We start from the raw sequence: 22,154 nt of genomic DNA, 5'->3' as shown, positions 1-22,154 counted from the left end.
TTAATCCCAGGCCAGAACCGGTTTGATTGCAGCCGGTTTCGAGTCGAGCTCCGGCAGCGTCACCCAGACACCTGCCGGCAGAATCGGGCCGTGCTCGGCCAGGGTCGGGTTGAGTGTCCAGAGGGCTTCTTCGGCGCTGTCATCGCTGCGACCGGTTTCGCGGTACAGCAAAAGATTCACCGAATCACCGGCCACGCTTCGTACCTTACGCATTGTTGAACTCCGACAATCCGATGACCCACTTGATTACCATCGCGGTGCCGTCATCGATGACCTCGCTCTGGTTTTCGTCGATGCTGTTGATCCGCCACAAACCCCAGTTGCGGCCGATGCCGTCAATCAACGGCAACGGTGCACGCAGTGCTTGCAGCGCACGCAGTTCATCGAGCCGTTCCATCCCCACGGCGTACATCGAGGTGCCGGAGATGGTCAGGGTTTCAGGTTTCTGCCCGCTCTGATGGGATTTGGGTTTGCTGGTCAGGATCGGCAGTTCCGTCCAGCCACCATCGGACTTTCGCGCCAGCGTGCTGTACGCAAAATTCCGGGACAGGCCGAAGATGAAACTGCCCAGTGCCATTTGTTGTTTCATGTACCGGCTCCGTCAGTCAGGGCTGCATCGCGGCGCGTGCCCAAGGGGTTGGTGGTCAGCAGCGACATGAAAGGTCCGTGGAACTGGCCGGACAGCTGTTGTTCGATAATCGAATGAATTTGCTGAGCCGTGTCGGGTGCAGGACAGGTGACCTGGATCGTCGGAGCGAAGGAAACTTGCTGGTTCTGCGTCTGTGCGCCCGCCAGATCTTTGGCGACTTCGGCCGGCGGGGCGAGTTTGTCCGGCGCGCTGGACATGAGCTTCTCACCTAAAAAGCCTCCTCCCTCAGCGCCCAGCCATCCCCCGACCAGTCCACCAATCAGACCGCCGAGTGCCATGCCCGGCGCCAGTCCCACACTGCCGATGGAGGCGCCGATCGAGCTGCCGGCGACCGCACCAGCCCAGGCGCCACCAGCGGCACCGAGACCTTGCGCGATCTGCTGTTTGTCACCGCTGGCAATACCTGCGGCGACAGCCGAAGCACCAATCGCCGCCTTCGCCTGCCAAGGCATCCAGCGCGAGGCCGGCTGCACCGATGCAAGCACAGGCTCCAGCCGCGGTGTAGCAACCCTTGCAGTCTGTTCGAGTATTTTCAGACCGTTGCCAGCACTGGCACTGCGACCGGCCAGAGCCAGGCCCTGAGTTTCAGCCACGGCCGTCGCAGAGGTTGCTGCAGACAAGCCGAGCTTTGAACGACCGGGAAGGGAACTGGCAGCTTTATCAACGATCCATTTGCCTCCCCGGTCTTTCAGCTCACCGACCACCGCATCGGTCACGGCGTCGAACACCGGTTTGATCCAGGCCGTCGCGGTCAGAACTGCACCCGTGGTTTTCGGGTAGGTTTCGGCCAGATCGCTCAGCCTGTCTATTGAATGGCTCTCACCGGGCGTTTCGATATCCGGCGCCAGTGCATTGCCTTTGGCGACCGCCAAACGTTCCTCACGGGCATTCTTGATGTTCCACTGCCCCTGCTGAGTGTTGGCAAGTGCCAGTGCAGACTCTTTCACCGAGCTTTTATCACCCAGCTTCGATGTCGCGTATCGGCTTTTGTCGCTGACCAGGTAAAAGGCTTCGTTCACCTTGCCGAGGTCCTGAGACAGCGACAACGCGGCGTCTCCACTGTCCGCGAACAATGTCCGGGCCAATGTCGAGCGCTGCTCCACCGGTCTGGTATTCAAGGCCGCAAGCACCGACAAAACAGCGCCTTGGGCATTCTGTTTGTCAGGATCACGCATGGCTTCGGCCACTGCCTTGGGATCCAGGCCCAACTGCTTCCAGGCACCTTTCTCGGCCATGGAGGCTTGATCGCCCTTGCCCAGCGCACTGGAAATGTTCTTCAGCGCATTGCCGGCATCGTCTTTTTTCGTGCCGCTGTTGAGCAACGCTGCCGTCAATGCCGCAGCCTGTTCCGGTTGCAAGCCTGCGCTGATTGCCGCCTCGCCCGACTGCTGCAAGACAGAACCGATGTCCGCGGTCTGCACATCGCCGGGCATTTTGCCGAGATGGTTGGCCGCGTCCGCCAGATCAAGGGCTTGATCACGCGAGAGCTTCATCGAGGTGCGCCAGACCTTCAACATTTCGCCGGCTTCCAGCCCTGTAACCTTGAATGCCGATGCGGTGATCGCCGCATCGCTGGCAAAGTTCAGCAACTCGAGTTTCTTCGCCTCGGCGTTTACCGCTTCGTTGCCGATTCCCGCCTTGGCCGCCAGCGTTTCAATCCTGACCAGCTCGACCCCGGTAGTGCCTCCGGCAGCCACCAGGGTGGCACTGGCCATTTTCAAGCTCGTGAGTGCCATGTCTTTCCCGTCATCGCGGGAGAGCTGCGCCACACTCGCAAGCGTGGCCGCCGCCGAATCCATGGCCATCGCGGCCTTGCGCGTCTCGGGAGGCTCAGCGCCCCCGGAGGATTTTTCCGGTGTTTTATGCCCGCCGGATGACTCACTCTTCGCTCCGGCACTCGCAGCCTGTGGCAACCCACGCAAGGCGGACAGGGTCACGCTCAATGCATCGATTGCCGAAGTCAGCAGCACGATTTTTCCGCTGGCCGTCAGCAGTGCCTGGCGCAGGTCGCTGGTCTGATCCAACGCGGTTTGCCCAGCACCTGCGAGCGCAGCCATGCTCAGAGTGATACTGCCAAATCCTGCGCCGGCGCTGTCGCCGGCATTCATGAGCGAAATCTTGCTCTCTGCCATGCCGCTCTACTCCTGTTTCACGCCAAGGCGAGTGATCGCTATGTCGTAGCGGCGCAACGCCTTTTCGGCGTCCCACTCCAGAATCTCCGCCTCACTTACCGGGTAAATGAGCGGCACGATATCGAGGATTACTTCGATGTCGCGTTCTGAAAGAAGGCCGCCGGCTGGTTTAAAAAATCGTCGATGCGCACCTGCAATTGCGTCCAGTCCGGCACGCTCAACAGGGCCAGATCGGGGATCATCAGGCCGGTGCAATGGGCGGTGATGAACTCGGCGCGTTCCTTGGCCGTTTTCAGTTTCTTCATCACTTTGGTGGCCCGCAGCGCCGGCATTTCCAGGCTCAGCGAAGTCACGGTGCGGCCGGTGACGGCGAGCGGCAACAGCAGTTGCACCTGATCGGGATCGTCGGACTGTTCCGCGTCTTCGACCTGTTCGAGAAAGTACGACGCCGGACGGGTCGACATCTCGTGCACGTACTGCGCGATGGTCACGTAGTCCGGACGCTTGAGCTGGTCGAGTTCCTTGACCGACAAGCCGGTGGCCAGCAGCGCCAGTTCGAAGAACTGGTCGTCCTCATCGTCGCCTGCGCGTTCCAGCGCCTCTTTTTGGGCGGCGTAGAACAGCGGCTTGAGCTGGATCGATTCGATCTGCGAGCCGTCGTCACCGGTGATCGGCGACAACAGATCATGCTTGGGTGGCATCCACGACATGTATGAATTCCTTGGTGATTCTTGAGGGGGTGTTGCTAAACATCGGCCAGTCACACTGGCCCAATGTGGGAGCGGGCTTGCTCCCACAGGGGCGAGTGCCTGGTTTGCTTACAGCGTTACGGCATCAGCACCGCACGCCGGGCATCACCGAGAATGTCGACGCCGTTGAGCACGAACTTCTGGGTGCGCACGTCGATGTCGATCACCGGAATGCCGTTTTCCAGGCGGTTGTAGGTGCGGCAGGAGAACTCAAGAGTCGTCAGGGCTTTGCCACCCATTTTGATTGCTTCCTCCCCCATGGTTTTGAGCTTGCCGCCGATGGTGTGATAGGTGAACCAGGTGTTGCCGTCCTGATCCTGACCGGCTTCACGCACGTTCAGCAGAATGTCGTCGCCCAGTTTCACGCCCATCGCCAGCAGCACTTCAGCGCCAGTGCCTTGCAGCTTGAGCGTGGCATTCAGCGCCTTGGCGCTCTTGGCCATTTCCTCAACGATGAAGCGCCCGCCCGTCATGCTTTCCATGTCGAAGTCGATCTTCGGCGGAGTGAATTCCTCAACAGTCGCCGACAACGGCAGACCTTGCAGGGTGGCCGCGATGGCCTGTCTTACGCGGTTGGTAAACATTAGAGAACGTCCTCCAGGAACTGCTCGATGATTTCATCGCGGGCGTTGAGTTGATAAACCATGTGTTCGTTCGGCGCGTAGCGGCCGTAGTCGATGACCACGTACCAGGTGCCGTTCTTGTACTTCTCGACGCTGTTGAGTTCCGGGTGCAGGTACACGCTGCCGCCGGGAATGGTTTCGTCGGCGACCAGGGTTTGCAGCCAGTCGTTGATGCGTTTGACTTCCTGATCCATGAACGACTTGGTCAGGTTCTTCGCCATGGCTTTCTGGCCGGCCTTCACCAGCTTGCGGCTGATGGCGTCTTCCAGACCGACGTAGCTGATGAACTTGCCGGTAATCGAGCGGTTGCCCAGCAGCGAGAAGCCGCCAAGGATGGTGCGGGCGTAATAGCTGACGCCGTAGCGGTTGAGCAGATCGCCTTCGGTGGAGGTGTCGAGGATGTTGTACTCAACGACCCGCGACACGTCTTCGGCGTAGGTCACCTGGTTGCCCGGGCTTTCCCATTGCTTGACCTTGGCCAGCGCGGCAATCGCCAGACTGGATGGCGCGAGGAACACGTTTTTCTTCGCGGCTTTCGAGTACACGGCGGGCATGTTGTGCACCACCAGGCAACGGTCGAAACCGAGGTCAGCGCCGCCCAGTTCCTGGCTGTACAGCACCTGATCGGCGACCGAGACGTCCTTGCCGTCCAGCACCACACGGGCCTTGATGCGCTTGCCGAACGAGGCGAACTCGCTGGCCACCGCTTTAGTGCCAGTGAAACCCGGTGCGCCGATGATGGTCAGGTCTTCCGGGACGCTGCCCAGTGCCGCCAGACCGAGCTTGCGACCGGTGGCTGGCTCAACACCGCCGATTACCGCGTTGACGGTGTCAGCCGGGGTCGCGCCCGCTTCGACGATCACCACGTAGACCGGCACCTTGACCACTTTGAGGATCTGGTAAACCGCGTGGTACAGGGTGCCCTCTTCCGAACCTGTCGGATCGAGCAGCGCGTGGGTGGTGAAACTGTTGATGCGAAACGGTGCGTTACGCGGAATCAGCGGATCGGCTTTCGGCGCGGTGCCGACCAGACCGATGACGTTGTCACCCAGGCCACCCATGGCCTCGGGGGATTCGGTGGCATTGACGGTAATGCCGTTGTGCTCGAAGTTCAGAACCTCAGCCATAGTCAGTCAGCCTTCTTGGCAGCGGCCTTCACGGCCTTGGTGGTAGATGTTTTCAGCTCCAGTCGACCGGCGCTGTGCAGGGCACTGGCCTCGACATCGAGCAGCTCGAGTTCCTGGCCGACGCTCGACCAGTGCCCACCGCCGGTGGGGAATGGAACGAGCACGGTGTAGGTTTGGCGGGTTGCCATTTTTCGTTTCTCCATAAACGGGAAAGCCCCTCAAAGGGAGGGGCTTTGGCGGGTGTTGAGTGTTTTTGTGGGGGAAAGAAAATGCCCCCGGAGACGGCGTTTATCGGGTCTATTCCAACAACCAGACGGGGGCTTGAGGTCGGTATTCGCGCAAAGGGAAATCATCATCTTGCGGCCAATCTCGCAACTGCCGGCGATAGTCTTGCAGTGCCGAATACTGTGCAGCAGTGAGTGTGGTTGCAGAGCTGCTCTCCACCTCATCTCGGTGCCTTGCGACTAAACCGTCGGTGGTTGACAGTCGGACGTTACGCCACCCGATTTCGTTCGCTTCGAGAGTCGTGAAATCGACTGGAGCAGGGTCAACCAGAATCGGCTGGCCATCCGGTCCTGCGCCGATTTTCTTGGGACTTTTCGCTAATTCATCCAGCAACGACTCCCATTCCCCCAGCGGAACGACAACGACATCGTCAGGAATGCCTGTCTCGTGCACGCTTGGGAGATAGGCGCCACACGTAGAAGGACTGAAGTAAATAGTGTCAGTCATATTCAGATCCCTATTGCTCGCCAGTAAATGACCCAACCGGGCATAGTAGTGTTACTTCCGTTCTGAATGCGAAGCGTGCATCTGGTCTTCTCATCGGAGCCAAAAACGATGCAACTCATAAGTGCTAATGAACCCGAATGAGTGCAATTGATTGCGCGCATGCCACTGGGGAAAGCAAGCGGATAGGTGATGTAGACATTTCCTGATGCATCAGTAGTGCCTTGTCCCCACTGCTCTATGGCCCCACCCGGATGTTTCATATATCCGGTTACTGCCCCGTTGGTGGAAAACATCGGCGAATATTTCAGCGCAGCATCACCGGAATCCAGACTCCAGCCGGGCCCCAGCAACAACCGCCGGAAAACCGCAAAATTGCCTGGTTGAAGCACAACGCTCGTCAAATTGGTTGTGTTTACAGCTCCGAAGGTTTCCCCTGCTCGGGTTTTGACAGTTAGCCCCCCGGTGCTTGTCAGATGTACCAAGCCCCCCGGAGGCACGCTGTTCCAATCGGGGAGCGTCGCCGTCGAACCTGCTGTGGTAAAGATCGACAGTTTCCCGACATCGGCAACGGTTAACTGGGTGCTGGAGTCATAGTTTGTCTGGCCGGCGTAATTACCCAGCGCTCGTTGGACAAACTTCGTAGTTGCCAGAGCATCATCATTGCTAAAAACGTTAGCTGTTGGCGCTGTCGGGCTACCGGAAAATATCGGAGAACTGAGCGGTGCAAAGCCGAAGGTGATGTTTTGAAACACCAAAGCAGTAGTGCCGAGGAGCACAGGGGCGTCGGTAATAAGCTGCCAGATCGTGTCGGCTTGAGTGGTACCCTGCTCAACAGATACGGTCAGGCCTGCCGTTACTTTGAGATTTGAGTCGGAATCTTTTGTGCGAACCCAGAATTCATTTGCAACAACGTACAGTCCATTGTCTTTCGCTGATGTCTGGTTTTTTACCAGCACCCTGTCTCCCGCAACGACCGCAACACCATCAATAGTTTGTGAAGCTTTCAGCGCGATATTGCTGGTAGTGGCAACACGTACAGACTGCTTGGTATCAAGCTTCGCTAGCTCATCCGCTACATACCCTGTCACCCACGCACGGGTCGCCTTGACCACCGTGTCATCGATCAGCAGCGTCACCAGCGAGGCATTGCTGGTCTCGAAAATCGAGCGGATGTAGAACTCTTTGCCCGAGCCGGACGTGGCCAGCACCGGTTTGAACGACTCCGGGTATTTGACGATGGCGTAGAGAATCCCGGTGTCGGTCCACAGACCGGCTTCACGCACGTACCAGCCACCGACGTCCGGCGGGATGGTCACTTCGGCGAGCAGCCAGCTCGGATTTTTCTCGTCCTGGAACAGCGCGTTGAGCGGTCCGCGCCAGACTTCGCGTTTCAGCGCAGTAGCCGTCGCGGCCGGGTTGTAGACCGCGCCGCCGCCATCGCCGACGGAAATCTGCGTCAGCTTGATCGGCAGGCCCGCGGCCTTGCACGCCGTTTCGTAGGCAATCCCTGCGTTGGTGAGCAGGGTGTAATAGTCAGCCATTCAGGCCCCCTGAGGATAAATAGTGGATGTTTCGACGGTGTACAGCGCAGCCGCCATGAAGGCCTCGCCGGATGTCTCGAGCCCTTCGATGAACACCGGATAGACCGTGGTCAACTCACCGCAGAAGGTCGCGGCGCCGATGACGTGATTGCCGAAGGCGCTAAGCCCTACCGACACCGACAGCACGTCCCGCTCGCTCTTGGCATCAGCCAGGCGTCGGTCGAGACGGGCGTCGATTTCTTCGCTGTAGGGTTGTTCGCTGAAGGCGCGTACGGTGAAGCTGTAAGGCTCGCCGGGCGGGGTCTGTTCGTACCAGGCGCGGATTTCCGGCCTGAGCTGCAAACCCTTGGCGGCATTCTCCAGCGCCTTGCGGGTGCCGGCCTGGCGCGCGGTGGGCCAGGCCAGTTCGACGGTCAGGCGCTTTTCCGCTTCCGGTGCGTCGGTGCTCCATTCGGCAACACCACGATCTGCCGCGAGATACGGCAGGAAAGCGACGGGTGTCGAACTCGGGTTCATCAGTTCGGGAAACGGCGGCGCAACGCGATCAAGCAATGCGCCGAAGCCGATGTCGAGTGCCCGTTCCAGCGCCGAGCTGTTGGCTGGCAGCAGGGTCGGACGCGGTGTCTGATCGGTCATAGCGTCTGCACCTCGACCTCGACCGCCGTGCAGTACGGCGCTTGAAACGCGCTGCAGACGATGGGCGTCAGCGGTTCAAGAATCTGCAATTGCACGGCGCCGGCGCTGTGCAGTGTGTAGTCGATCCAGCTCGGGTCGACCCGGCCCTCCAGGCGATGGCAGCTGTCGGCGTAGGCCTGCAAGTGTTGCTGCGCGGCGACCTTGGTCAGGCCCGAATCCGGGCCGGAATTGATCTTCGCGACGACGCGGATTGTGTAGCGCTGAATCTCGGCGCCTTTGACCGTGACCTTGTCGGTCTCCGGACAGACATCGGGCCGGGAAAAGTGTCGGCGCACGCCGTCGAGCAATGTCGGGGACGGTGTACCGTCGCCCTCGCGGGCAAGCACGGTGACTTGCACTTCACCAGGCGCCGTGCGGCGACCGTTACCGTCCTTGACCTGTGCGGCGAGGCCGTCCGGGTCGAAGGTGTACGTGACGTTCACCACACCGGCATCGGTGGATTCGACTTTCACCGTCGGCCGCTCGCCGAGGGTGAACACCTCACGGCGATACTGCATCCGCGAACCCGCCGCCGGCGCATGGGGCGCCAGGTAATAGCGCAGCCGGGCGTCATCGTCGCTCTCGTAAATCGCCGGTACCGGCGGGAATGCCGCCGGGTCGCCCGGATCGAGCAACTGTCGCTCCAGGCCCATGTCCGCCAACCGCGCATCAAGGTTGCTGCCGGTGGCCCACCACGCCAGCATCTGCTTGATGCGGGCGTTGTATTTGCGTTCGTGGGTTTGCAGGCGAACGCAAAAGGCCTCCAGAGCCAGGGTCAGCAGTTCGCTTTCGTTTTCCAGGCTGGTCTTGAGCTTTTCCGCGCTCTGCGGCGAACGTGCGCCGACGTACTCGACCACGAAGGTCTTGAACTCGGCGAGCAGATCCTCGAAGGCATCGACCTTGATCAAGGAGGGTTCGGCCAACTGGTTCTGGCCGGGGATCAACATGCTCATGTCACGACCTCGAAAGTCTGTTGGCGGTTTTTCCAGGTACCGGCAAACCGCAGCAGCAAACCGGCGCCCTGTCGGGTGGCGACGATCACGCCGGGCTGGAAATCGCCGATGCCGTTTTGCGGGTTGTAGAACGCCTGGGCCGCGTGGCTCTGGGCGAGCAACAGGACGTCGTCGCCCAGGTTCTGCCCCAGCAGCGTGGGGATCAGCGAACCGTACAAGGGCCGTTTTTGCCGGGTGCCCAGCGGCGTGGTCAGGGCCCGGGTCGCGCGCTGCACGAATTGCAGCCAGTCGTCGACCGTGGCCCCGCTGTCTCTATCGATTCCGATCATGGGAAGCTCTTGATTCAGGGGCTGATAACGCGGCCCTGGTGATCCACCAGCGGGCCGCTGAAGTGCACGCCCGAGGCGTCGATGGTCAGGCCGACCGCGCCCAGTTGCAGGTTGATCGCTTGCGGAGTCATCGCCAGCCGTGCCGGGCCGATGCTCAGCTCAAGCGACTCGCGGGAGCCGTTGAAGGCTGCCGGACCGTTTTGCCAATGCAGCGTGTGCGTGGCGTCGTCGTAGCCGCTTTCGCTGCCGTCCTGATGGACGCGACGGGTCAACGTCGGCACCGTCGAGGTCGGTGGAAAACGGTCACTGTTAAGCCCGAACAGCGCCACACTTTGCGCGCCGCTTTCACCGCTGCCGTAGTTGAACAGCAGACACTGTTCGCCCACCGTCGGGATTCGCGACTCGCTCTGCGCGCCGGCGCTGGGGTTGAAGAACTTGATGGCGGGTGTCAGCAATCCGCCGTGGCTGACTCTGCAGGTGTTACTGGCGGCATCGACTTCCTGACAGATGCCGATGCGGCAATAACTTTCGGCACGCCGGTGCAGGTCTTCGATCTCCGCTTCCATTTCCGCCAGGCGTTCAATGATCGGGCCCAGCTGCATTCGCAGTAACGCGTCGAACATCGATCAGGCCTCCAGCGAGGTGTATTGGTCGGGATCGTCGATGTCGCTGACTTCCCAGGTGCGGGCGAATTTCGGTGTACCGAGCGGGTCGTCGAGCAAGGTCGGGCCCAGGTAAAGGGTCTGGTTGAACGACAGCGTCCAGGCTTTGCTCGGCTGATCGGCGCGGACGAGCAATGACGGCATTCCATCGATGTTCATCGGCAGATCGCATTGATCGCCGGGCAAGCCCCAGCGGTTGTCGGTGATCAGGTTCTTCAGCGCGGCGATCAGATCACAGGCGGCAAATGCCGTGGCGGACAGCGCCGGAATGACTTGCAACGACAGCGTCAGCACATGGGCAATGCGCCCATTGGCGGCGCGCTCTCCCGGTGCATTTCGCTCGATGTCGATCAACACCCAGGCCTTGTCGCCGGGGGCCGTGAAGTCATCGTGATTGCCGACCTGCACGTTCAGCTCGGAGCTGTTGCGCAAGGCTGTCGCCATCGCCGTGAACAGCTGCGAAGGCTGCTGGATCGGTGTGGGCATGCTTGACCTCCTTTTCTGATGTCCACGCGAAGTCCCGCCGCACGGCGTGCAGCGAGACAGGAAAGTGAAGGGGTTACTGCGGGTCGCGCGGAGGAACTTCGCAGACGCCGATACGCTTGGCAGCCCAACGTTCGTAAAGGCCGATAGCGACGTCGGCACCGGCCATTGCCGTCAGGCAACCAAATGCCCCGGCAGCCCAGATCGACATGCCGGCGGCGTACAGCAGCATGATCGCCGAGACGCCGCAGATCATGCAGGCGCCGGAACGCAGGGCCAGGCGCCGCAGCAGTGACCAGCCACGGGCGCCCTCCTTGTCGGCGCGCCACATTTCGCCGGACACCCCGCCCACGACGGCAAGGAGGATGACCAGCCAGATCGGCATGTCTGCCAACGCTTGTTGCTCGCTTGTCATGTCACGCCTCCTTGAAAGTTTGATGTGTGATGTATTTTGATCTCAAACGATGTCTCTGAAAGCAGGCACTCAAGGAGTGCCCGCCGGCTATCCCTTAAAGAGGTACTACGCTGACCTTGTCAATGAACGCGAAATGAGCATTGGGATTCTGCTCGTTCCAGAAGCTCAGGGTCGTTTGCGAAGTAGTGGCGGTGAAGTCCAGGGTTCTTGTTTCCCATACGGTTGCATCACCTATCGCCACAGGCGTGTCGAAGCTTGTGGTTTGTCCGGCTACCTTGACGTTGATGACACCATTGCCGGTGCGATTCACATACTTCGAGTTACCGGCGCTGAAAGTCAGGCGATACTTTGCGCCCACGACGGTGTTGATGTTTTGCTGAATTCCGCCGCCGTTTTCGTAAACATAGTTGGCAAGATCAACGGCCATTGCGCCGTCCGCAGCAACCGAACTGCCGATGGCGGCGCGGACATTAATGTACTCGACACCGGACAGGAACGTTGTCCAGCCGTTGATGAAGTCAGCCTGAGCGGGTGTATTCAAGATGCAGTCGTTAGCGCAGCCAGGAGTTTCAAAGCTTCCATTGACAACCAGTTCGGCCGCAAAGGCGGAACCGCTGGCAGCCAGCAGCGTCAGGGACAACAGCATCGAACCCAGATGAGTTTTGATCGATTTCATTTTTTACCTATAGAGTCGGATAGTCTTGTGCACTTGATGTGCTCATGTCGCTCACAGGCGATCGCTCGAGGCTCGCGGCCTTCACATGATTCAATGTTCCGCAGCGGGAACATTTGATCTGGAGTTCTGTGTACTCACCCACCCGGGCGAGCAGTCGTTTGCAATGGCCACAGCGGCATTCTTTCAACATCTGCAAGTCCTTTTGATTCTCCGCCTGACTGGGTTTATGTCGTGAAGCTCCGTTGAAGCGGCCTGCGTCAGGCAGGCATTCCAAAAAGCCCGGCATTTCGCCGGGCTTTTCAGTAATGCGCTCCTTCGCCTTCCTTCAATCCTGTGTACGTGAAGGAAGCTGACTTTTCGGCGCTACTGGCGCGGTACGAGTCCATTCAAATTGTTTTTCCGACCGCGGTCCCTGCCCGCCGGATAACTGCTTCTGGTGCTTTACGCTGCACACCCGGGTCAGTTGCCAACCCTCTGAACCGTTGAGGCCGGTTCATCGCTGCCTGTTCTTGTGGAACTAAAGAGCTGTTGTTGCCAGCCGCTTTGTCGAGCGGCTTGGTGGCAAGAATATGCATGGATGCATATACAGTCAATGCGCAAATGCATTTATTTATGCACTGGAAATGCGCGAATGCATGAAAGCCCCGCCATTCAAGGATTGGCCGGTTTTCTACAGGCGAAAAAAAACCCGCCGAGGCGGGTTTTGTCAGAAAGGAATCAGGTTACCGGGCGTACATGCCCCACCAGAAGACGTGACCGAGGATGACGATCTGCTCTTCCTGCATGTCCTGGAAGCTGTAGTCCTCGTCCGGATGCTCATCGCGATTGAAGCTGCGCAGGCGGATACCGGTGGGCAGGCGATAAAGCTGCTTCACCCGCAGTTGACCGTTGTGGTTGATCGCATAAAGGTCGCCATCAATGATGTCGCCAATCCCGCATTTTCCCGCGTTGACCCCAACCGTGGCACCGTCGCGCAGCACCGGCAACATGCTGTTGCCCCGTACCGTCACGCATTTGGCCTGATCGAACTGCACACCGTTATGGCGCAGGCTGCGCTTGCCGAAGCGCAGGCTCGAGCGCTCGCTCTCTTCGATGACGAATCTTCCTGATCCAGCAGCCAATTCAACCTCGCGAAGAAAGGGTACCGACACCTCGTCGTCATCGACGGGGGTGTCGTCGTCCCACAGGCTTATGTCCTTGAGTTCGGAATGCAACTCGTCGCGTCCGCCGTTGCTGGCGGGCGCAACATCCGCGCGCCCGCGCAACTGATCGGTGCTCACGGCAAAGTACTCGGCGATCTTCGAGATGTGTTTATCCGAAGGATCGACGATCTTCCCGCTGAGAATCCGCGAGAGCGTGGATTGAGGCACGCCGGTGCGACGGTGAAGCTCCGTGGGGGAGATCCCGTGCTGGTCGAGCAGTGCTCTTAAGACGGTAGATACGTTGCGTTTTTGCATAACGCGCATAGTGCTTGAAGTTTTTCGCGAAGACAAATGCTGATTTGCATAAATCGTGCATAGTCGAGCTTTTTGCGCCATATAGCTGTCACCCGGCCGCGATGCCTGCGTCCGACAGACCGCCCATGGTAACCTTGCGCCCATCGCGGAAAAGCCCGGCCACTGCCGCGCTTTTGCCCCACACCTTCCAACGAGTTACCTGACAATCCGATGAATAAAGCCGTCTCCGACCTGTCCTCCCACACTCCGATGATGCAGCAGTACTGGCGCCTGAAAAATCAGCACCCGGACCAGCTGATGTTCTACCGCATGGGCGACTTCTACGAGATCTTCTACGAAGACGCGAAGAAGGCAGCCAAGTTGCTGGACATCACCCTGACCGCGCGCGGGCAGTCGGCGGGTCAGGCGATTCCGATGTGCGGGATTCCGTATCACGCGGCGGAAGGCTACCTGGCGAAACTGGTCAAGCTCGGCGAGTCGGTGGTGATCTGCGAGCAGGTCGGTGATCCAGCCACCAGCAAGGGGCCGGTGGAGCGCCAAGTGGTGCGAATCATTACCCCCGGTACGGTCAGCGACGAGGCGTTGCTGGATGAGCGTCGCGATAACCTGATCGCGGCGGTGCTGGGCGACGAGCGCCTGTTCGGCCTGGCGGTGCTGGACATCACCAGCGGCAACTTCACCGTGCTGGAGATCAAGGGCTGGGAAAACCTGCTGGCGGAGCTGGAGCGGGTCAACCCGGTCGAGTTGCTGATCCCGGATGACTGGCCGAAGGATCTGCCGGCGGAAAAACGCCGTGGCGTTCGTCGCCGCGCGCCGTGGGATTTCGAGCGTGATTCGGCGCTGAAAAGTCTCTGCCAGCAATTCTCCACCCAGGACCTCAAAGGCTTCGGTTGCGAAACCCTGACCCTGGCGATCGGCGCCGCCGGTTGCCTGCTGGCGTATGCCAAGGAAACCCAGCGCACCGCCCTGCCCCATCTGCGCAGCCTGCGTCATGAACGGCTGGACGACACCGTGGTGCTGGACGGCGCCAGCCGCCGTAACCTGGAGCTCGACACCAACCTGGCCGGTGGCCGCGACAACACCCTGCAATCGGTGGTCGACCGTTGCCAGACCGCCATGGGCAGCCGTTTGCTGACACGTTGGCTCAACCGTCCGCTGCGCGACCTGACCGTGTTGCTGGCGCGTCAGACCTCGATCACTTGCCTGCTCGACCGCTATCGCTTTGAAAACCTGCAACCGCAGCTCAAGGAAATCGGCGACATCGAGCGGATTCTGGCGCGGATCGGCCTGCGCAATGCCCGCCCTCGCGACCTCGCCCGCCTACGTGATGCACTCGGCGCGTTGCCTGAACTGCAAGTGGCAATGGCTGACCTGGAAGCGCCGCACCTGCAACGCCTGGCGACCACCACCAGCACGTACCCGGAACTGGCCGCGCTGCTGGAAAAAGCCATCATCGACAACCCGCCGGCGGTGATCCGCGACGGCGGCGTGCTGAAAACCGGTTACGACAGCGAGCTCGACGAGCTGCAGTCGCTGAGCGAAAACGCCGGCCAGTTCCTGATCGATCTGGAAGCCCGGGAAAAGGCCCGCACCGGCCTCGCCAACCTGAAAGTCGGCTACAACCGCATCCACGGTTACTTCATCGAACTGCCGAGCAAACAGGCCGAGTCGGCGCCCGCAGATTACATTCGCCGTCAGACCCTCAAAGGTGCCGAGCGCTTCATCACGCCAGAGCTGAAAGAGTTCGAAGACAAGGCACTGTCGGCCAAGAGCCGTGCCCTGGCCCGCGAGAAGATGCTTTATGAAGCATTGCTGGAAGATCTGATCAGCCAGTTGCCCCCATTGCAGGACACCGCCTCGGCTCTCGCCGAACTGGACGTGCTGAGCAACCTCGCCGAACGTGCGCTGAATCTCGACCTGAATTGCCCGACGTTCGTCAGCGAACCGTGCATGCGTATCACCCAGGGCCGTCACCCGGTGGTCGAGCAAGTGCTGACCACGCCGTTCGTGGCCAACGACCTGAGCTTGGATGACAACACCCGCATGCTGGTGATCACCGGCCCGAACATGGGCGGTAAATCCACCTATATGCGCCAGACTGCACTGATCGTGCTGTTGGCACATATCGGCAGTTTTGTGCCGGCAGCGAGTTGCGAACTGTCGCTGGTGGACCGGATCTTTACCCGGATCGGTTCCAGCGATGACCTCGCCGGTGGGCGTTCGACCTTCATGGTGGAAATGAGTGAGACCGCGAACATTCTGCATAACGCTACCGAGCGCAGCCTGGTACTGATGGACGAAGTTGGTCGCGGCACCAGCACCTTCGACGGCCTGTCCCTGGCCTGGGCAGCGGCTGAGCGTCTGGCGCAATTGCGGGCCTATACTCTGTTCGCGACACACTATTTCGAACTGACTGTGTTGCCGGAAGCCGAACCGCTGGTGGCCAACGTGCACCTCAACGCCACCGAGCACAACGAACGCATTGTGTTCCTGCACCACGTGTTGCCGGGGCCGGCAAGCCAGAGTTACGGCCTCGCGGTCGCACAGTTGGCCGGTGTGCCAAGCGAAGTGATCGTACGTGCTCGTGAGCACTTGAGCCGCCTGGAAGATACCGCGCTGCCGCATGAGGCGCCAAAACCGGCCGTCAAGGGCAAACCGGCGACACCGCAGCAGAGCGACATGTTTGCCAGCCTCCCGCATCCGGTGCTGGATGAGTTGGCTAAGCTCGATCTGGATGACGTCACACCGCGTCGTGCACTCGAAATGCTCTATGCACTAAAGAACCGGATCTAAGCACCGACGAACCGGATATAACGCAAACGGCTTCAAGCTGTTAGAATCTCGCGCGGTTCGGGATGCTGCTGGCTAATAGCCTGGCTGGCAGACATCGCTCCCGAACCTGGCGACCCCAACCGTGAAGGGGCAACGCTGCCGCCGCCTGAGGAGAAAATTAGAAATGACCTTCGTCGTCACCGACAACTGCATCAAGTGCAAGTACACCGACTGCGTAGAAGTCTGTCCGGTGGACTGCTTTTACGAAGGCCCGAACTTCCTGGTGATTCACCCGGATGAGTGCATCGACTGCGCCCTGTGCGAACCGGAATGCCCGGCCGTGGCCATTTTCTCCGAGGACGAAGTTCCGGAAGAAATGCAGGAATTCATTCAGCTGAACGTCGAGCTGGCCGAAATCTGGCCGAACATTACCGAGAAGAAAGAATCGCTGCCGGATGCCGAAGAGTGGGATGGCGTCAAAGGCAAGATCAAAGACCTCGAACGCTGATCTGTCCCGCGTTCGAATGAAAAGGCCCCTCGCGGGCCTTTTTGTTTTTGCGGGTTTGGCTTTTCTTCAGGCAAAAAAAGGGGCGGTTTGACCCGCCCACATTTTTTCCCTATTCCCTGTGTTCCTTTTCATCGTCCTGATGAATCGCGTCCTGCGATGTCCATTCCCCTCTTCCTTGAAGGGCGTGTCTATCCGTCGACACAACCCAGATACTAGCGAGTTCCCCGCAGGGGGCAACCGGCTCTCAGCGCATGAACCTGTTGTCATAAGCCCTTAACATTAAAAAATAACCATATAAATCAATATTTTACTAATCATCGATGAACGCAATCGCCTTCGGCAGCAGTGTAAAAATAACGAACACTTACGATACAGTCAGCAAAGGCTTACAGCGCAAACCTACAAGGTGGGAGTACCTGCCGCTTTCAGCACACAAACAAAAAGCCCCGAACCAGTCGGGGCTTTCTGCATAGCGGTCAGGCGGGCGGCTTATTGAAACAGCGACTCGCTCGACAGGCCGTTTTTCTCGAGAATTTCCCGAAGGCGTTTGAGGCCTTCCACCTGGATCTGTCTCACCCGTTCCCGGGTCAGGCCGATCTCCAGGCCTACATCCTCCAGCGTGCTGCTCTCGTGACCGCGCAGGCCGAAGCGGCGTACCACCACTTCGCGTTGCTTGTCGGTCAGTTCCGAGAGCCATTGATCGATGCTCTGCGAAAGGTCGTCATCCTGCAGCAGTTCGCACGGATCGGTCGGACGGTCATCCGTCAGGGTGTCGAGCAGGGTTTTATCCGAATCCGGACCCAGCGAGACGTCGACCGAAGAAACCCGCTCGTTCAGGCCCAGCATGCGCTTGACCTCGCCCACCGGTTTTTCCAGCAGGTTGGCAATTTCTTCGGGTGAAGGTTCGTGGTCGAGCTTTTGCGTCAGCTCCCGTGCAGCCCGCAGGTACACGTTGAGCTCCTTGACTACATGGATCGGCAACCGGATGGTCCGGGTCTGATTCATGATTGCGCGTTCGATGGTCTGACGGATCCACCAGGTCGCGTAGGTCGAGAAGCGGAAGCCGCGCTCGGGATCGAACTTTTCCACCGCGCGGATCAATCCGAGGTTGCCCTCTTCGATCAGATCCAGCAGCGACAGCCCCCGATTGACGTAACGCCGGGCGATTTTGACCACCAGCCGCAGGTTACTTTCAATCATGCGCTTGCGCCCGGCAGGATCGCCACTTTGCGACAAGCGCGCAAAATGAACTTCTTCTTCCGGGGAGAGCAGAGGGGAAAAGCCGATTTCGTTGAGGTACAGCTGCGTGGCATCAAGTGCCCGAGTGTAATCGATGTACTTATGTTGTTTAAGTGAAGCGGAGTGTTTGGATTTGGCACGAACGGAAGGTGGAGCAGCCCCTTCATCATTCGACATCGAATCCGAATCGATGCCGGTCTCCATCAGGAGAACCTCATCGTCGATGTCAAACTCCGGCACTTCTTTACTGAGAGCCATTGTTATAGTCCTTTGGTGAGTTCGACCCCAAGCTCAAGCGACGCCTTTATCCTTGGCAACGCTGGAGCCTGTCCCCTCTACGTGACGGAACAGGCTGGTCTGCAAATCAACGTCTTGGCAGGAACTGCAGCGGATCTACAGGTTTACCTTGTCGGCGAATCTCAAAATGCAGTTTCACCCGGTCTGTACCCGTTGACCCCATTTCGGCAATTGTCTGTCCGACCTTGACCTGCTGCCCCTCCCGTACCAACAGCCGACGGTTGTGTCCGTAAGCACTGACGTAGGTTTCGCTGTGTTTGATGATGACCAATTCGCCGTAGCCCCTTAAGCCACTCCCGGCGTATACCACCGTCCCATCAGACGCAGCTAAAACAGGCTGTCCCAAATCTCCGGCGATATCAATTCCTTTATTCAAACTACCGTTTGAAGAGAATTTTCCAATGAGAATGCCATTAGATGGCCATCCCCAGCCGGTCGGGGCCGGGCCCGGTGGAGGCAGTGGAGCAGGTGTTTGCTTGTTGGCGACGGACGGTACAACCGTCGTTGAAGCCGCGCCGGAACCCGTGGTTGTGGTGGTTGTCGTGCCATTTGCCTGGCGCCGGATAACCGTGGTTTTGCTGGACGAAGACGCTGAAGAACCGGAGTTGCTGACGACCGCCGTCGACGTTGAACCGGTACGGCCGTCGAAGCGAATCGTCTGACCCGGATGTATCGTGTATGGCGTAGGAATATTGTTCCGGGCGGCGAGGGCTTTGTAGTCCCAGCCGTAGCGAAAAGCGATGGAAAACAGGGTATCGCCCGGACGGACTACATACTGCCCGGTCGTCACGACCGGACGCTGGGCCACCGTATTGTTGCGATCGACGACCCGAACGTTGTTCGATTTTGTGCTGGAGCAACCGACCAGCAAGGTGCTCAAGACAAGGCCAGTCACCAGGCGCTGAAAGCTCGTGTTACCCATACGCTGCGCAATGACTGTGAGACTCACCCGCCGCTCCCTTTGTGGTGGCTGAAAAATGTGGAATACCGATTCCGGCATGAAACTTCGCAAGTATAACGGGCGCAACCGGCTTTACCTTTATAGAAGCGCTATCGCTCGGCGCACACGTTTGCTTGTAGACGATCCGTCCTGTTTAAACACTCGCTGCCGCTGTAAGACAGGCACGCTCGACAGGAATTCAGCAGCCTTGAACAAATGCTCAGGCCAGCGGCCCATTGAGCAATGGCACGAAACGCACCGCCCCGAGAACGTGTCGGGAGAAGCCGTTTTCTTCGCGCACGATCAGCATCAATTGCTGCACTTCACCGGAGCCGACCGGGATCACCATCCGCCCGCCTGGTGCCAGTTGATCAAGCAGAGCCTGAGGCACATCGGTCGCCACCGCCGTGACGATGATGCCGTTATACGGCGCCAGCGCCGGCCAGCCTTCCCAGCCATCGCCCCAGCGAAACACCACATTGCGCAGGTTGAGCTCGACCAGGCGCTCCTTGGCCCGATCCTGCAGCACCTTGATGCGCTCCACCGAGAACACCCGCTCGACCAGTTGCGACAGCACCGCCGTCTGGTAACCGGAACCGGTGCCGATCTCCAGCACCTTATCCAGCGGCCCGGCTTCCAGCAGCAGCTCGCTCATGCGCGCCACCATATAAGGCTGGGAAATGGTCTGGTTGTTGCCGATCGGCAGCGCGGTGTCCTCATAGGCCCGGTGCGCCAGCGCTTCATCGACGAACAGGTGCCGCGGGGTGCGACGGATCACTTCCAGCACGCTGGCGTTGGAAACGCCCTCTTCATACAGACGCTGGATCAGGCGCTCACGGGTTCGCTGGGACGTCATCCCGATGCCGCTGCGCAGCCTGTCGTCTTGTTCACGAGCCATTAATTGAGCCCCTCCAGCCAGCCGTCGAGACCTCTGAAGGCATCATTGAAGGTGCGATCGAGCTGCAACGGAGTGATGGATACGTAACCCTGCATCACCGCGTGGAAATCGGTGCCCGGCCCGCCGTCTTCCGCGTTCCCTGCCGCAGCGATCCAGTAACCGGCCTTGCCGCGCGGGTCCACGACTTTCATCGGCGCCGCCGCACGGGCGCGATGGCCGAGACGGGTCAGTTGAATGCCACGAATGTGATCGATCGGCAGATTCGGAATATTCACGTTCAATACCGTGCGCGGAGGCAGATCGAGCCCGGCATGGGCTTCGACCAGTTTGTGCGCAAAGTAGGCGGCCGTGGGCAGGTTGTCGACCTGCCGCGAAACCAGCGAGAAGGCAAACGACGGGCGCTCGAGAAAGCGGCCCTCGAGGGCGGCTGCCACGGTCCCGGAATACAGCACGTCATCACCCAGGTTGGCGCCCAGGTTGATCCCCGACACCACCATGTCCGGCTCACGTTCAAGCAAACCGTTGAGCCCCAGATGAACGCAGTCGGTCGGCGTACCATTGAGGCTGATAAAGCCGTTGGCCAGGTATTGCGGGTGCAATGGACGGTCGAGTGTCAGCGAACTGCTGGCACCGCTCTTGTCCTGTTCCGGGGCGATAACCACGCACTCGGTGTAATCCGCCAGCGCAGCATAAAGCGCGGCAAGACCGGGCGCAGTCACCCCATCGTCGTTAGAAATCAGAATACGCATGGGCTGTCCGTCTGCCCCACCGGCACCAGATCAACGAGTTCGCGCACCAATACGGTGGCGAAGCATCCGGCCGGGAGGACGAATTCCAGTTGCAGAATGTCAGGCTCGGGATAATGCCACGTCAACCCGCCAATGGGCAGCCGCAGGATGCGACGTTCGTGGCTCATACCGGCATTAATCAACCAATCGCGCAGATCCGCCTCGCGTGCGGCAATCCCCTGCTCCAGATCATGGACAACCCCGGCCGCCGGCGAGTCACCTTCGCCCCACTGCGGACCGGTCGGGTGCAGGTCGAGAATCGCCAGACGCGGATCACTGCACTCGGCTTCACCGGCCGGGAAAAAGCTGCGGCTATCGGTGAACGCCAGCAGATCGCCGACCTGGGCACGCTGCCAGGTGCCATCGGCGACCCGTGCTGCGAGCACCTGATTGAACAGAAAACTGCGCGCGGTCGACAGCAGGCGCGAGCGCACATTGCGCTGCTCCGGCAGTGCCTTGCGCGCGGCCCAGGAGCGGGCATCGACAACGTTGCCACCGTCATGGCCGAAACGCTGGGCGCCGAAGTAATTCGGGATGCCCTGTTTGGCGATCAGTTGCAGACGCTCGTCGATGGCGGCCTTGTCGCCATTGAACTGGGTCAGGCGCAACGTGAAACCGTTGGCCGAATGCGCACCGCGTTGCAGCTTGCGCTTGTGGCGAGTGGTCTTGAGGATTTTCAGCGTGTCGTTTTCCGCCGCCGACAGATCCGGATCGGCCTTGCCCGGCAATTGCACGCTGAACCACTGGCGGGTCAGCGCCTGACGGTCTTTCAGACCGGCGTAACTCACCGTGCGTAGCGGCACGCCGGCGGCCTTGGCGATACGGCGTGCGGCCTCTTCCGTATTCAGGCCGCGCTTCTCGACCCAGATCCACAGGTGCTCGCCGTCACCGCTGAACGGAATGTCGAGGACTTCATCGACCTGGAAATCTTCGGCGATGGCTTTCAGGACCGCGGTGCCGAGGGCATCGCCATAGGCCCGCGGGCCGAGCAGTTGCAGTTCGTTCATGCGCGCAGCAACAAGGCAACGGAATGCACGGCAATGCCTTCTTCGCGACCGACGAAGCCGAGCTTCTCGGTGGTGGTGGCTTTCACGTTCACTTGATCCGGTTCTACTTGCAGATCCGCGGCAATCAGCGCGCGCATCGATTCGATATGGGGGGCCATTTTCGGTGCCTGGGCCACGATGGTGTTGTCGACGTTGCCGACCTTCCAGCCTTTGGCGTGGATCAGACTGACCACATGGCGCAGCAGGACACGGCTGTCGGCGCCCTTGAATTGCGGGTCGGTATCCGGGAAATGCTTGCCGATATCACCCAGCGCCGCCGCGCCGAGCAAGGCGTCGCTCAAGGCGTGCAGCAGGACGTCACCGTCGGAGTGAGCGAGCAGCCCGAAGCGGTGTGCGATTCGCACGCCGCCCAGAGTAATGAAATCGCCTTCAGCGAAACGGTGCACATCATAGCCGTGGCCAATACGCATAAAAAAACGCCCCGAATTTTGTCAGGGCGTGA

Annotated in this window: 26 protein-coding genes; 2 read left to right on the top strand and 24 right to left on the bottom strand. The window is 59.8% G+C overall.

The genetic code is table 11. From position 1 onward, the window contains the following. From K3819_RS05950 to K3819_RS05865, 18 genes are all read right to left on the bottom strand, one after another. Positions 1-213 (bottom strand): tail protein X, encoded by a 213-nt coding sequence (locus K3819_RS05950; protein WP_007954888.1) that lies wholly within the window; start codon positions 211-213, stop codon positions 1-3. Beyond that, a complete protein-coding gene (locus K3819_RS05945; RefSeq protein WP_221398827.1) occupies positions 206-589 on the bottom strand; it encodes a phage tail protein in 384 nt (127 codons plus the stop codon). The genes K3819_RS05950 and K3819_RS05945 overlap by 8 nt, the downstream gene beginning before the upstream one ends. Beyond that, complete coding sequence (locus K3819_RS05940) at positions 586-2,781, bottom strand: phage tail tape measure protein (RefSeq protein ID WP_221398826.1); 2,196 nt, start codon at positions 2,779-2,781, stop codon at positions 586-588. The genes K3819_RS05945 and K3819_RS05940 overlap by 4 nt, the downstream gene beginning before the upstream one ends. Positions 2,782-2,909: 128 nt before the next feature. Next, the gene (locus K3819_RS05935) at positions 2,910-3,491 is read right to left on the bottom strand and encodes a phage tail assembly protein (RefSeq protein WP_085612312.1); all 582 of its coding nucleotides are present in this window, start codon (positions 3,489-3,491) and stop codon (positions 2,910-2,912) included. 116 nt (positions 3,492-3,607) lie between these two features. Next, a complete protein-coding gene (locus K3819_RS05930; protein ID WP_011332717.1) occupies positions 3,608-4,114 on the bottom strand; it encodes a phage major tail tube protein in 507 nt (168 codons plus the stop codon). After that, positions 4,114-5,280, bottom strand: a complete 1,167-nt coding sequence (locus K3819_RS05925) for a hypothetical protein (protein WP_064379034.1) — start codon at positions 5,278-5,280, stop codon at positions 4,114-4,116. The genes K3819_RS05930 and K3819_RS05925 overlap by 1 nt, the downstream gene beginning before the upstream one ends. Positions 5,281-5,282: 2 nt before the next feature. After that, positions 5,283-5,468, bottom strand: a complete 186-nt coding sequence (locus K3819_RS05920; protein WP_221398825.1) for a hypothetical protein — start codon at positions 5,466-5,468, stop codon at positions 5,283-5,285. A 109-nt stretch (positions 5,469-5,577) separates the two neighbouring features. Next, positions 5,578-6,012 carry a phage tail assembly chaperone gene (locus K3819_RS05915; RefSeq protein ID WP_221398824.1) on the bottom strand — a complete coding sequence of 145 codons (435 nt, stop codon included), beginning with the start codon at positions 6,010-6,012 and terminating at the stop codon, positions 5,578-5,580. Between the two features lie 2 nt (positions 6,013-6,014). Then, a complete protein-coding gene (locus tag K3819_RS05910) occupies positions 6,015-7,553 on the bottom strand; it encodes a phage tail protein (RefSeq protein WP_221398823.1) in 1,539 nt (512 codons plus the stop codon). Beyond that, positions 7,554-8,189 (bottom strand): phage tail protein I, encoded by a 636-nt coding sequence (locus K3819_RS05905; RefSeq protein ID WP_221398822.1) that lies wholly within the window; start codon positions 8,187-8,189, stop codon positions 7,554-7,556. After that, complete coding sequence (locus tag K3819_RS05900) at positions 8,186-9,181, bottom strand: baseplate J/gp47 family protein (RefSeq protein ID WP_221398821.1); 996 nt, start codon at positions 9,179-9,181, stop codon at positions 8,186-8,188. The genes K3819_RS05905 and K3819_RS05900 overlap by 4 nt, the downstream gene beginning before the upstream one ends. Next, on the bottom strand, positions 9,178-9,510 hold the full coding sequence (locus K3819_RS05895; protein WP_221398820.1) for a phage baseplate protein: 333 nt from the start codon (positions 9,508-9,510) through the stop codon (positions 9,178-9,180). The genes K3819_RS05900 and K3819_RS05895 overlap by 4 nt, the downstream gene beginning before the upstream one ends. Before the next feature lie 14 nt (positions 9,511-9,524). Next, positions 9,525-10,133: a phage baseplate assembly protein V gene (locus K3819_RS05890; protein ID WP_039771230.1), complete on the bottom strand. Its 609-nt coding sequence runs from the start codon at positions 10,131-10,133 to the stop codon at positions 9,525-9,527. Positions 10,134-10,136: 3 nt separating this feature from the next. Further along, positions 10,137-10,658, bottom strand: a complete 522-nt coding sequence (locus tag K3819_RS05885) for a hypothetical protein (protein WP_221398819.1) — start codon at positions 10,656-10,658, stop codon at positions 10,137-10,139. A 73-nt stretch (positions 10,659-10,731) separates the two neighbouring features. Next, positions 10,732-11,070 carry a phage holin family protein gene (locus tag K3819_RS05880; RefSeq protein ID WP_221398818.1) on the bottom strand — a complete coding sequence of 113 codons (339 nt, stop codon included), beginning with the start codon at positions 11,068-11,070 and terminating at the stop codon, positions 10,732-10,734. Between the two features lie 94 nt (positions 11,071-11,164). Then, positions 11,165-11,746 (bottom strand): DUF642 domain-containing protein, encoded by a 582-nt coding sequence (locus tag K3819_RS05875; RefSeq protein ID WP_085612304.1) that lies wholly within the window; start codon positions 11,744-11,746, stop codon positions 11,165-11,167. Positions 11,747-11,753: 7 nt separating this feature from the next. Continuing rightward, complete coding sequence (locus K3819_RS05870; protein ID WP_085612399.1) at positions 11,754-11,936, bottom strand: Com family DNA-binding transcriptional regulator; 183 nt, start codon at positions 11,934-11,936, stop codon at positions 11,754-11,756. 532 nt (positions 11,937-12,468) lie between these two features. After that, positions 12,469-13,203 (bottom strand): XRE family transcriptional regulator, encoded by a 735-nt coding sequence (locus K3819_RS05865; protein ID WP_085612303.1) that lies wholly within the window; start codon positions 13,201-13,203, stop codon positions 12,469-12,471. 210 nt (positions 13,204-13,413) lie between these two features. On the opposite strand from K3819_RS05865, the gene mutS reads away from it, so the two are divergent. After that, positions 13,414-15,996: a DNA mismatch repair protein MutS gene (mutS, locus tag K3819_RS05860; RefSeq protein WP_221398817.1), complete on the top strand. Its 2,583-nt coding sequence runs from the start codon at positions 13,414-13,416 to the stop codon at positions 15,994-15,996. A 163-nt stretch (positions 15,997-16,159) separates the two neighbouring features. After that, positions 16,160-16,483, top strand: a complete 324-nt coding sequence (fdxA, locus tag K3819_RS05855; protein ID WP_007908827.1) for a ferredoxin FdxA — start codon at positions 16,160-16,162, stop codon at positions 16,481-16,483. A 489-nt stretch (positions 16,484-16,972) separates the two neighbouring features. On the opposite strand, the gene rpoS is transcribed toward fdxA, so the two are convergent. The 6 genes from rpoS to ispF form a co-directional block, all read right to left on the bottom strand. After that, positions 16,973-17,980 (bottom strand): RNA polymerase sigma factor RpoS, encoded by a 1,008-nt coding sequence (rpoS, locus tag K3819_RS05850; RefSeq protein ID WP_007954831.1) that lies wholly within the window; start codon positions 17,978-17,980, stop codon positions 16,973-16,975. Positions 17,981-18,086: 106 nt separating this feature from the next. Continuing rightward, positions 18,087-18,968, bottom strand: a complete 882-nt coding sequence (locus K3819_RS05845; RefSeq protein WP_221398816.1) for a peptidoglycan DD-metalloendopeptidase family protein — start codon at positions 18,966-18,968, stop codon at positions 18,087-18,089. A 211-nt stretch (positions 18,969-19,179) separates the two neighbouring features. Further along, entirely contained in the window at positions 19,180-19,815 is a 636-nt protein-coding gene (locus K3819_RS05840) for a protein-L-isoaspartate(D-aspartate) O-methyltransferase (RefSeq protein ID WP_170844894.1), read from the bottom strand. 41 nt (positions 19,816-19,856) lie between these two features. After that, the gene (gene surE, locus K3819_RS05835) at positions 19,857-20,606 is read right to left on the bottom strand and encodes a 5'/3'-nucleotidase SurE (RefSeq protein ID WP_221398815.1); all 750 of its coding nucleotides are present in this window, start codon (positions 20,604-20,606) and stop codon (positions 19,857-19,859) included. Further along, complete coding sequence (gene truD / locus K3819_RS05830; protein ID WP_011332702.1) at positions 20,594-21,652, bottom strand: tRNA pseudouridine(13) synthase TruD; 1,059 nt, start codon at positions 21,650-21,652, stop codon at positions 20,594-20,596. Before truD ends, surE begins: the two co-directional genes overlap by 13 nt. After that, entirely contained in the window at positions 21,649-22,122 is a 474-nt protein-coding gene (gene ispF / locus K3819_RS05825) for a 2-C-methyl-D-erythritol 2,4-cyclodiphosphate synthase (protein ID WP_085612298.1), read from the bottom strand. Before ispF ends, truD begins: the two co-directional genes overlap by 4 nt. Positions 22,123-22,154 lie beyond the last annotated feature (32 nt).

It is taken from the genome of Pseudomonas sp. 3-2 (assembly GCF_019710535.1).
Taxonomy (GTDB): Bacteria; Pseudomonadota; Gammaproteobacteria; order Pseudomonadales; family Pseudomonadaceae; genus Aquipseudomonas; species Aquipseudomonas pharyngis.
The sequence above is the reverse complement of the archived record's forward strand: the minus strand, read 5'-3'. Positions and strand labels throughout refer to the sequence as shown.

Bases quoted from the DNA above. Each gene is read 5' to 3' on its own strand.
- K3819_RS05950 (WP_007954888.1), bottom strand. From the start codon at position 213: ATGCGTAAGGTACGAAGCGTGGCCGGTGATTCGGTGAATCTTTTGCTG.
- K3819_RS05945 (WP_221398827.1), bottom strand. From the start codon at position 589: ATGAAACAACAAATGGCACTGGGCAGTTTCATCTTCGGCCTGTCCCGG.
- K3819_RS05940 (WP_221398826.1), bottom strand. From the start codon at position 2,781: ATGGCAGAGAGCAAGATTTCGCTCATGAATGCCGGCGACAGCGCCGGC.
- K3819_RS05935 (WP_085612312.1), bottom strand. From the start codon at position 3,491: ATGTCGTGGATGCCACCCAAGCATGATCTGTTGTCGCCGATCACCGGT.
- K3819_RS05930 (WP_011332717.1), bottom strand. From the start codon at position 4,114: ATGTTTACCAACCGCGTAAGACAGGCCATCGCGGCCACCCTGCAAGGT.
- K3819_RS05925 (WP_064379034.1), bottom strand. From the start codon at position 5,280: ATGGCTGAGGTTCTGAACTTCGAGCACAACGGCATTACCGTCAATGCC.
- K3819_RS05920 (WP_221398825.1), bottom strand. From the start codon at position 5,468: ATGGCAACCCGCCAAACCTACACCGTGCTCGTTCCATTCCCCACCGGC.
- K3819_RS05915 (WP_221398824.1), bottom strand. From the start codon at position 6,012: ATGACTGACACTATTTACTTCAGTCCTTCTACGTGTGGCGCCTATCTC.
- K3819_RS05910 (WP_221398823.1), bottom strand. From the start codon at position 7,553: ATGGCTGACTATTACACCCTGCTCACCAACGCAGGGATTGCCTACGAA.
- K3819_RS05905 (WP_221398822.1), bottom strand. From the start codon at position 8,189: ATGACCGATCAGACACCGCGTCCGACCCTGCTGCCAGCCAACAGCTCG.
- K3819_RS05900 (WP_221398821.1), bottom strand. From the start codon at position 9,181: ATGAGCATGTTGATCCCCGGCCAGAACCAGTTGGCCGAACCCTCCTTG.
- K3819_RS05895 (WP_221398820.1), bottom strand. From the start codon at position 9,510: ATGATCGGAATCGATAGAGACAGCGGGGCCACGGTCGACGACTGGCTG.
- K3819_RS05890 (WP_039771230.1), bottom strand. From the start codon at position 10,133: ATGTTCGACGCGTTACTGCGAATGCAGCTGGGCCCGATCATTGAACGC.
- K3819_RS05885 (WP_221398819.1), bottom strand. From the start codon at position 10,658: ATGCCCACACCGATCCAGCAGCCTTCGCAGCTGTTCACGGCGATGGCG.
- K3819_RS05880 (WP_221398818.1), bottom strand. From the start codon at position 11,070: ATGACAAGCGAGCAACAAGCGTTGGCAGACATGCCGATCTGGCTGGTC.
- K3819_RS05875 (WP_085612304.1), bottom strand. From the start codon at position 11,746: ATGAAATCGATCAAAACTCATCTGGGTTCGATGCTGTTGTCCCTGACG.
- K3819_RS05870 (WP_085612399.1), bottom strand. From the start codon at position 11,936: ATGTTGAAAGAATGCCGCTGTGGCCATTGCAAACGACTGCTCGCCCGG.
- K3819_RS05865 (WP_085612303.1), bottom strand. From the start codon at position 13,203: ATGCAAAAACGCAACGTATCTACCGTCTTAAGAGCACTGCTCGACCAG.
- mutS (WP_221398817.1), top strand. From the start codon at position 13,414: ATGAATAAAGCCGTCTCCGACCTGTCCTCCCACACTCCGATGATGCAG.
- fdxA (WP_007908827.1), top strand. From the start codon at position 16,160: ATGACCTTCGTCGTCACCGACAACTGCATCAAGTGCAAGTACACCGAC.
- rpoS (WP_007954831.1), bottom strand. From the start codon at position 17,980: ATGGCTCTCAGTAAAGAAGTGCCGGAGTTTGACATCGACGATGAGGTT.
- K3819_RS05840 (WP_170844894.1), bottom strand. From the start codon at position 19,815: ATGACGTCCCAGCGAACCCGTGAGCGCCTGATCCAGCGTCTGTATGAA.
- surE (WP_221398815.1), bottom strand. From the start codon at position 20,606: ATGCGTATTCTGATTTCTAACGACGATGGGGTGACTGCGCCCGGTCTT.
- truD (WP_011332702.1), bottom strand. From the start codon at position 21,652: ATGAACGAACTGCAACTGCTCGGCCCGCGGGCCTATGGCGATGCCCTC.
- ispF (WP_085612298.1), bottom strand. From the start codon at position 22,122: ATGCGTATTGGCCACGGCTATGATGTGCACCGTTTCGCTGAAGGCGAT.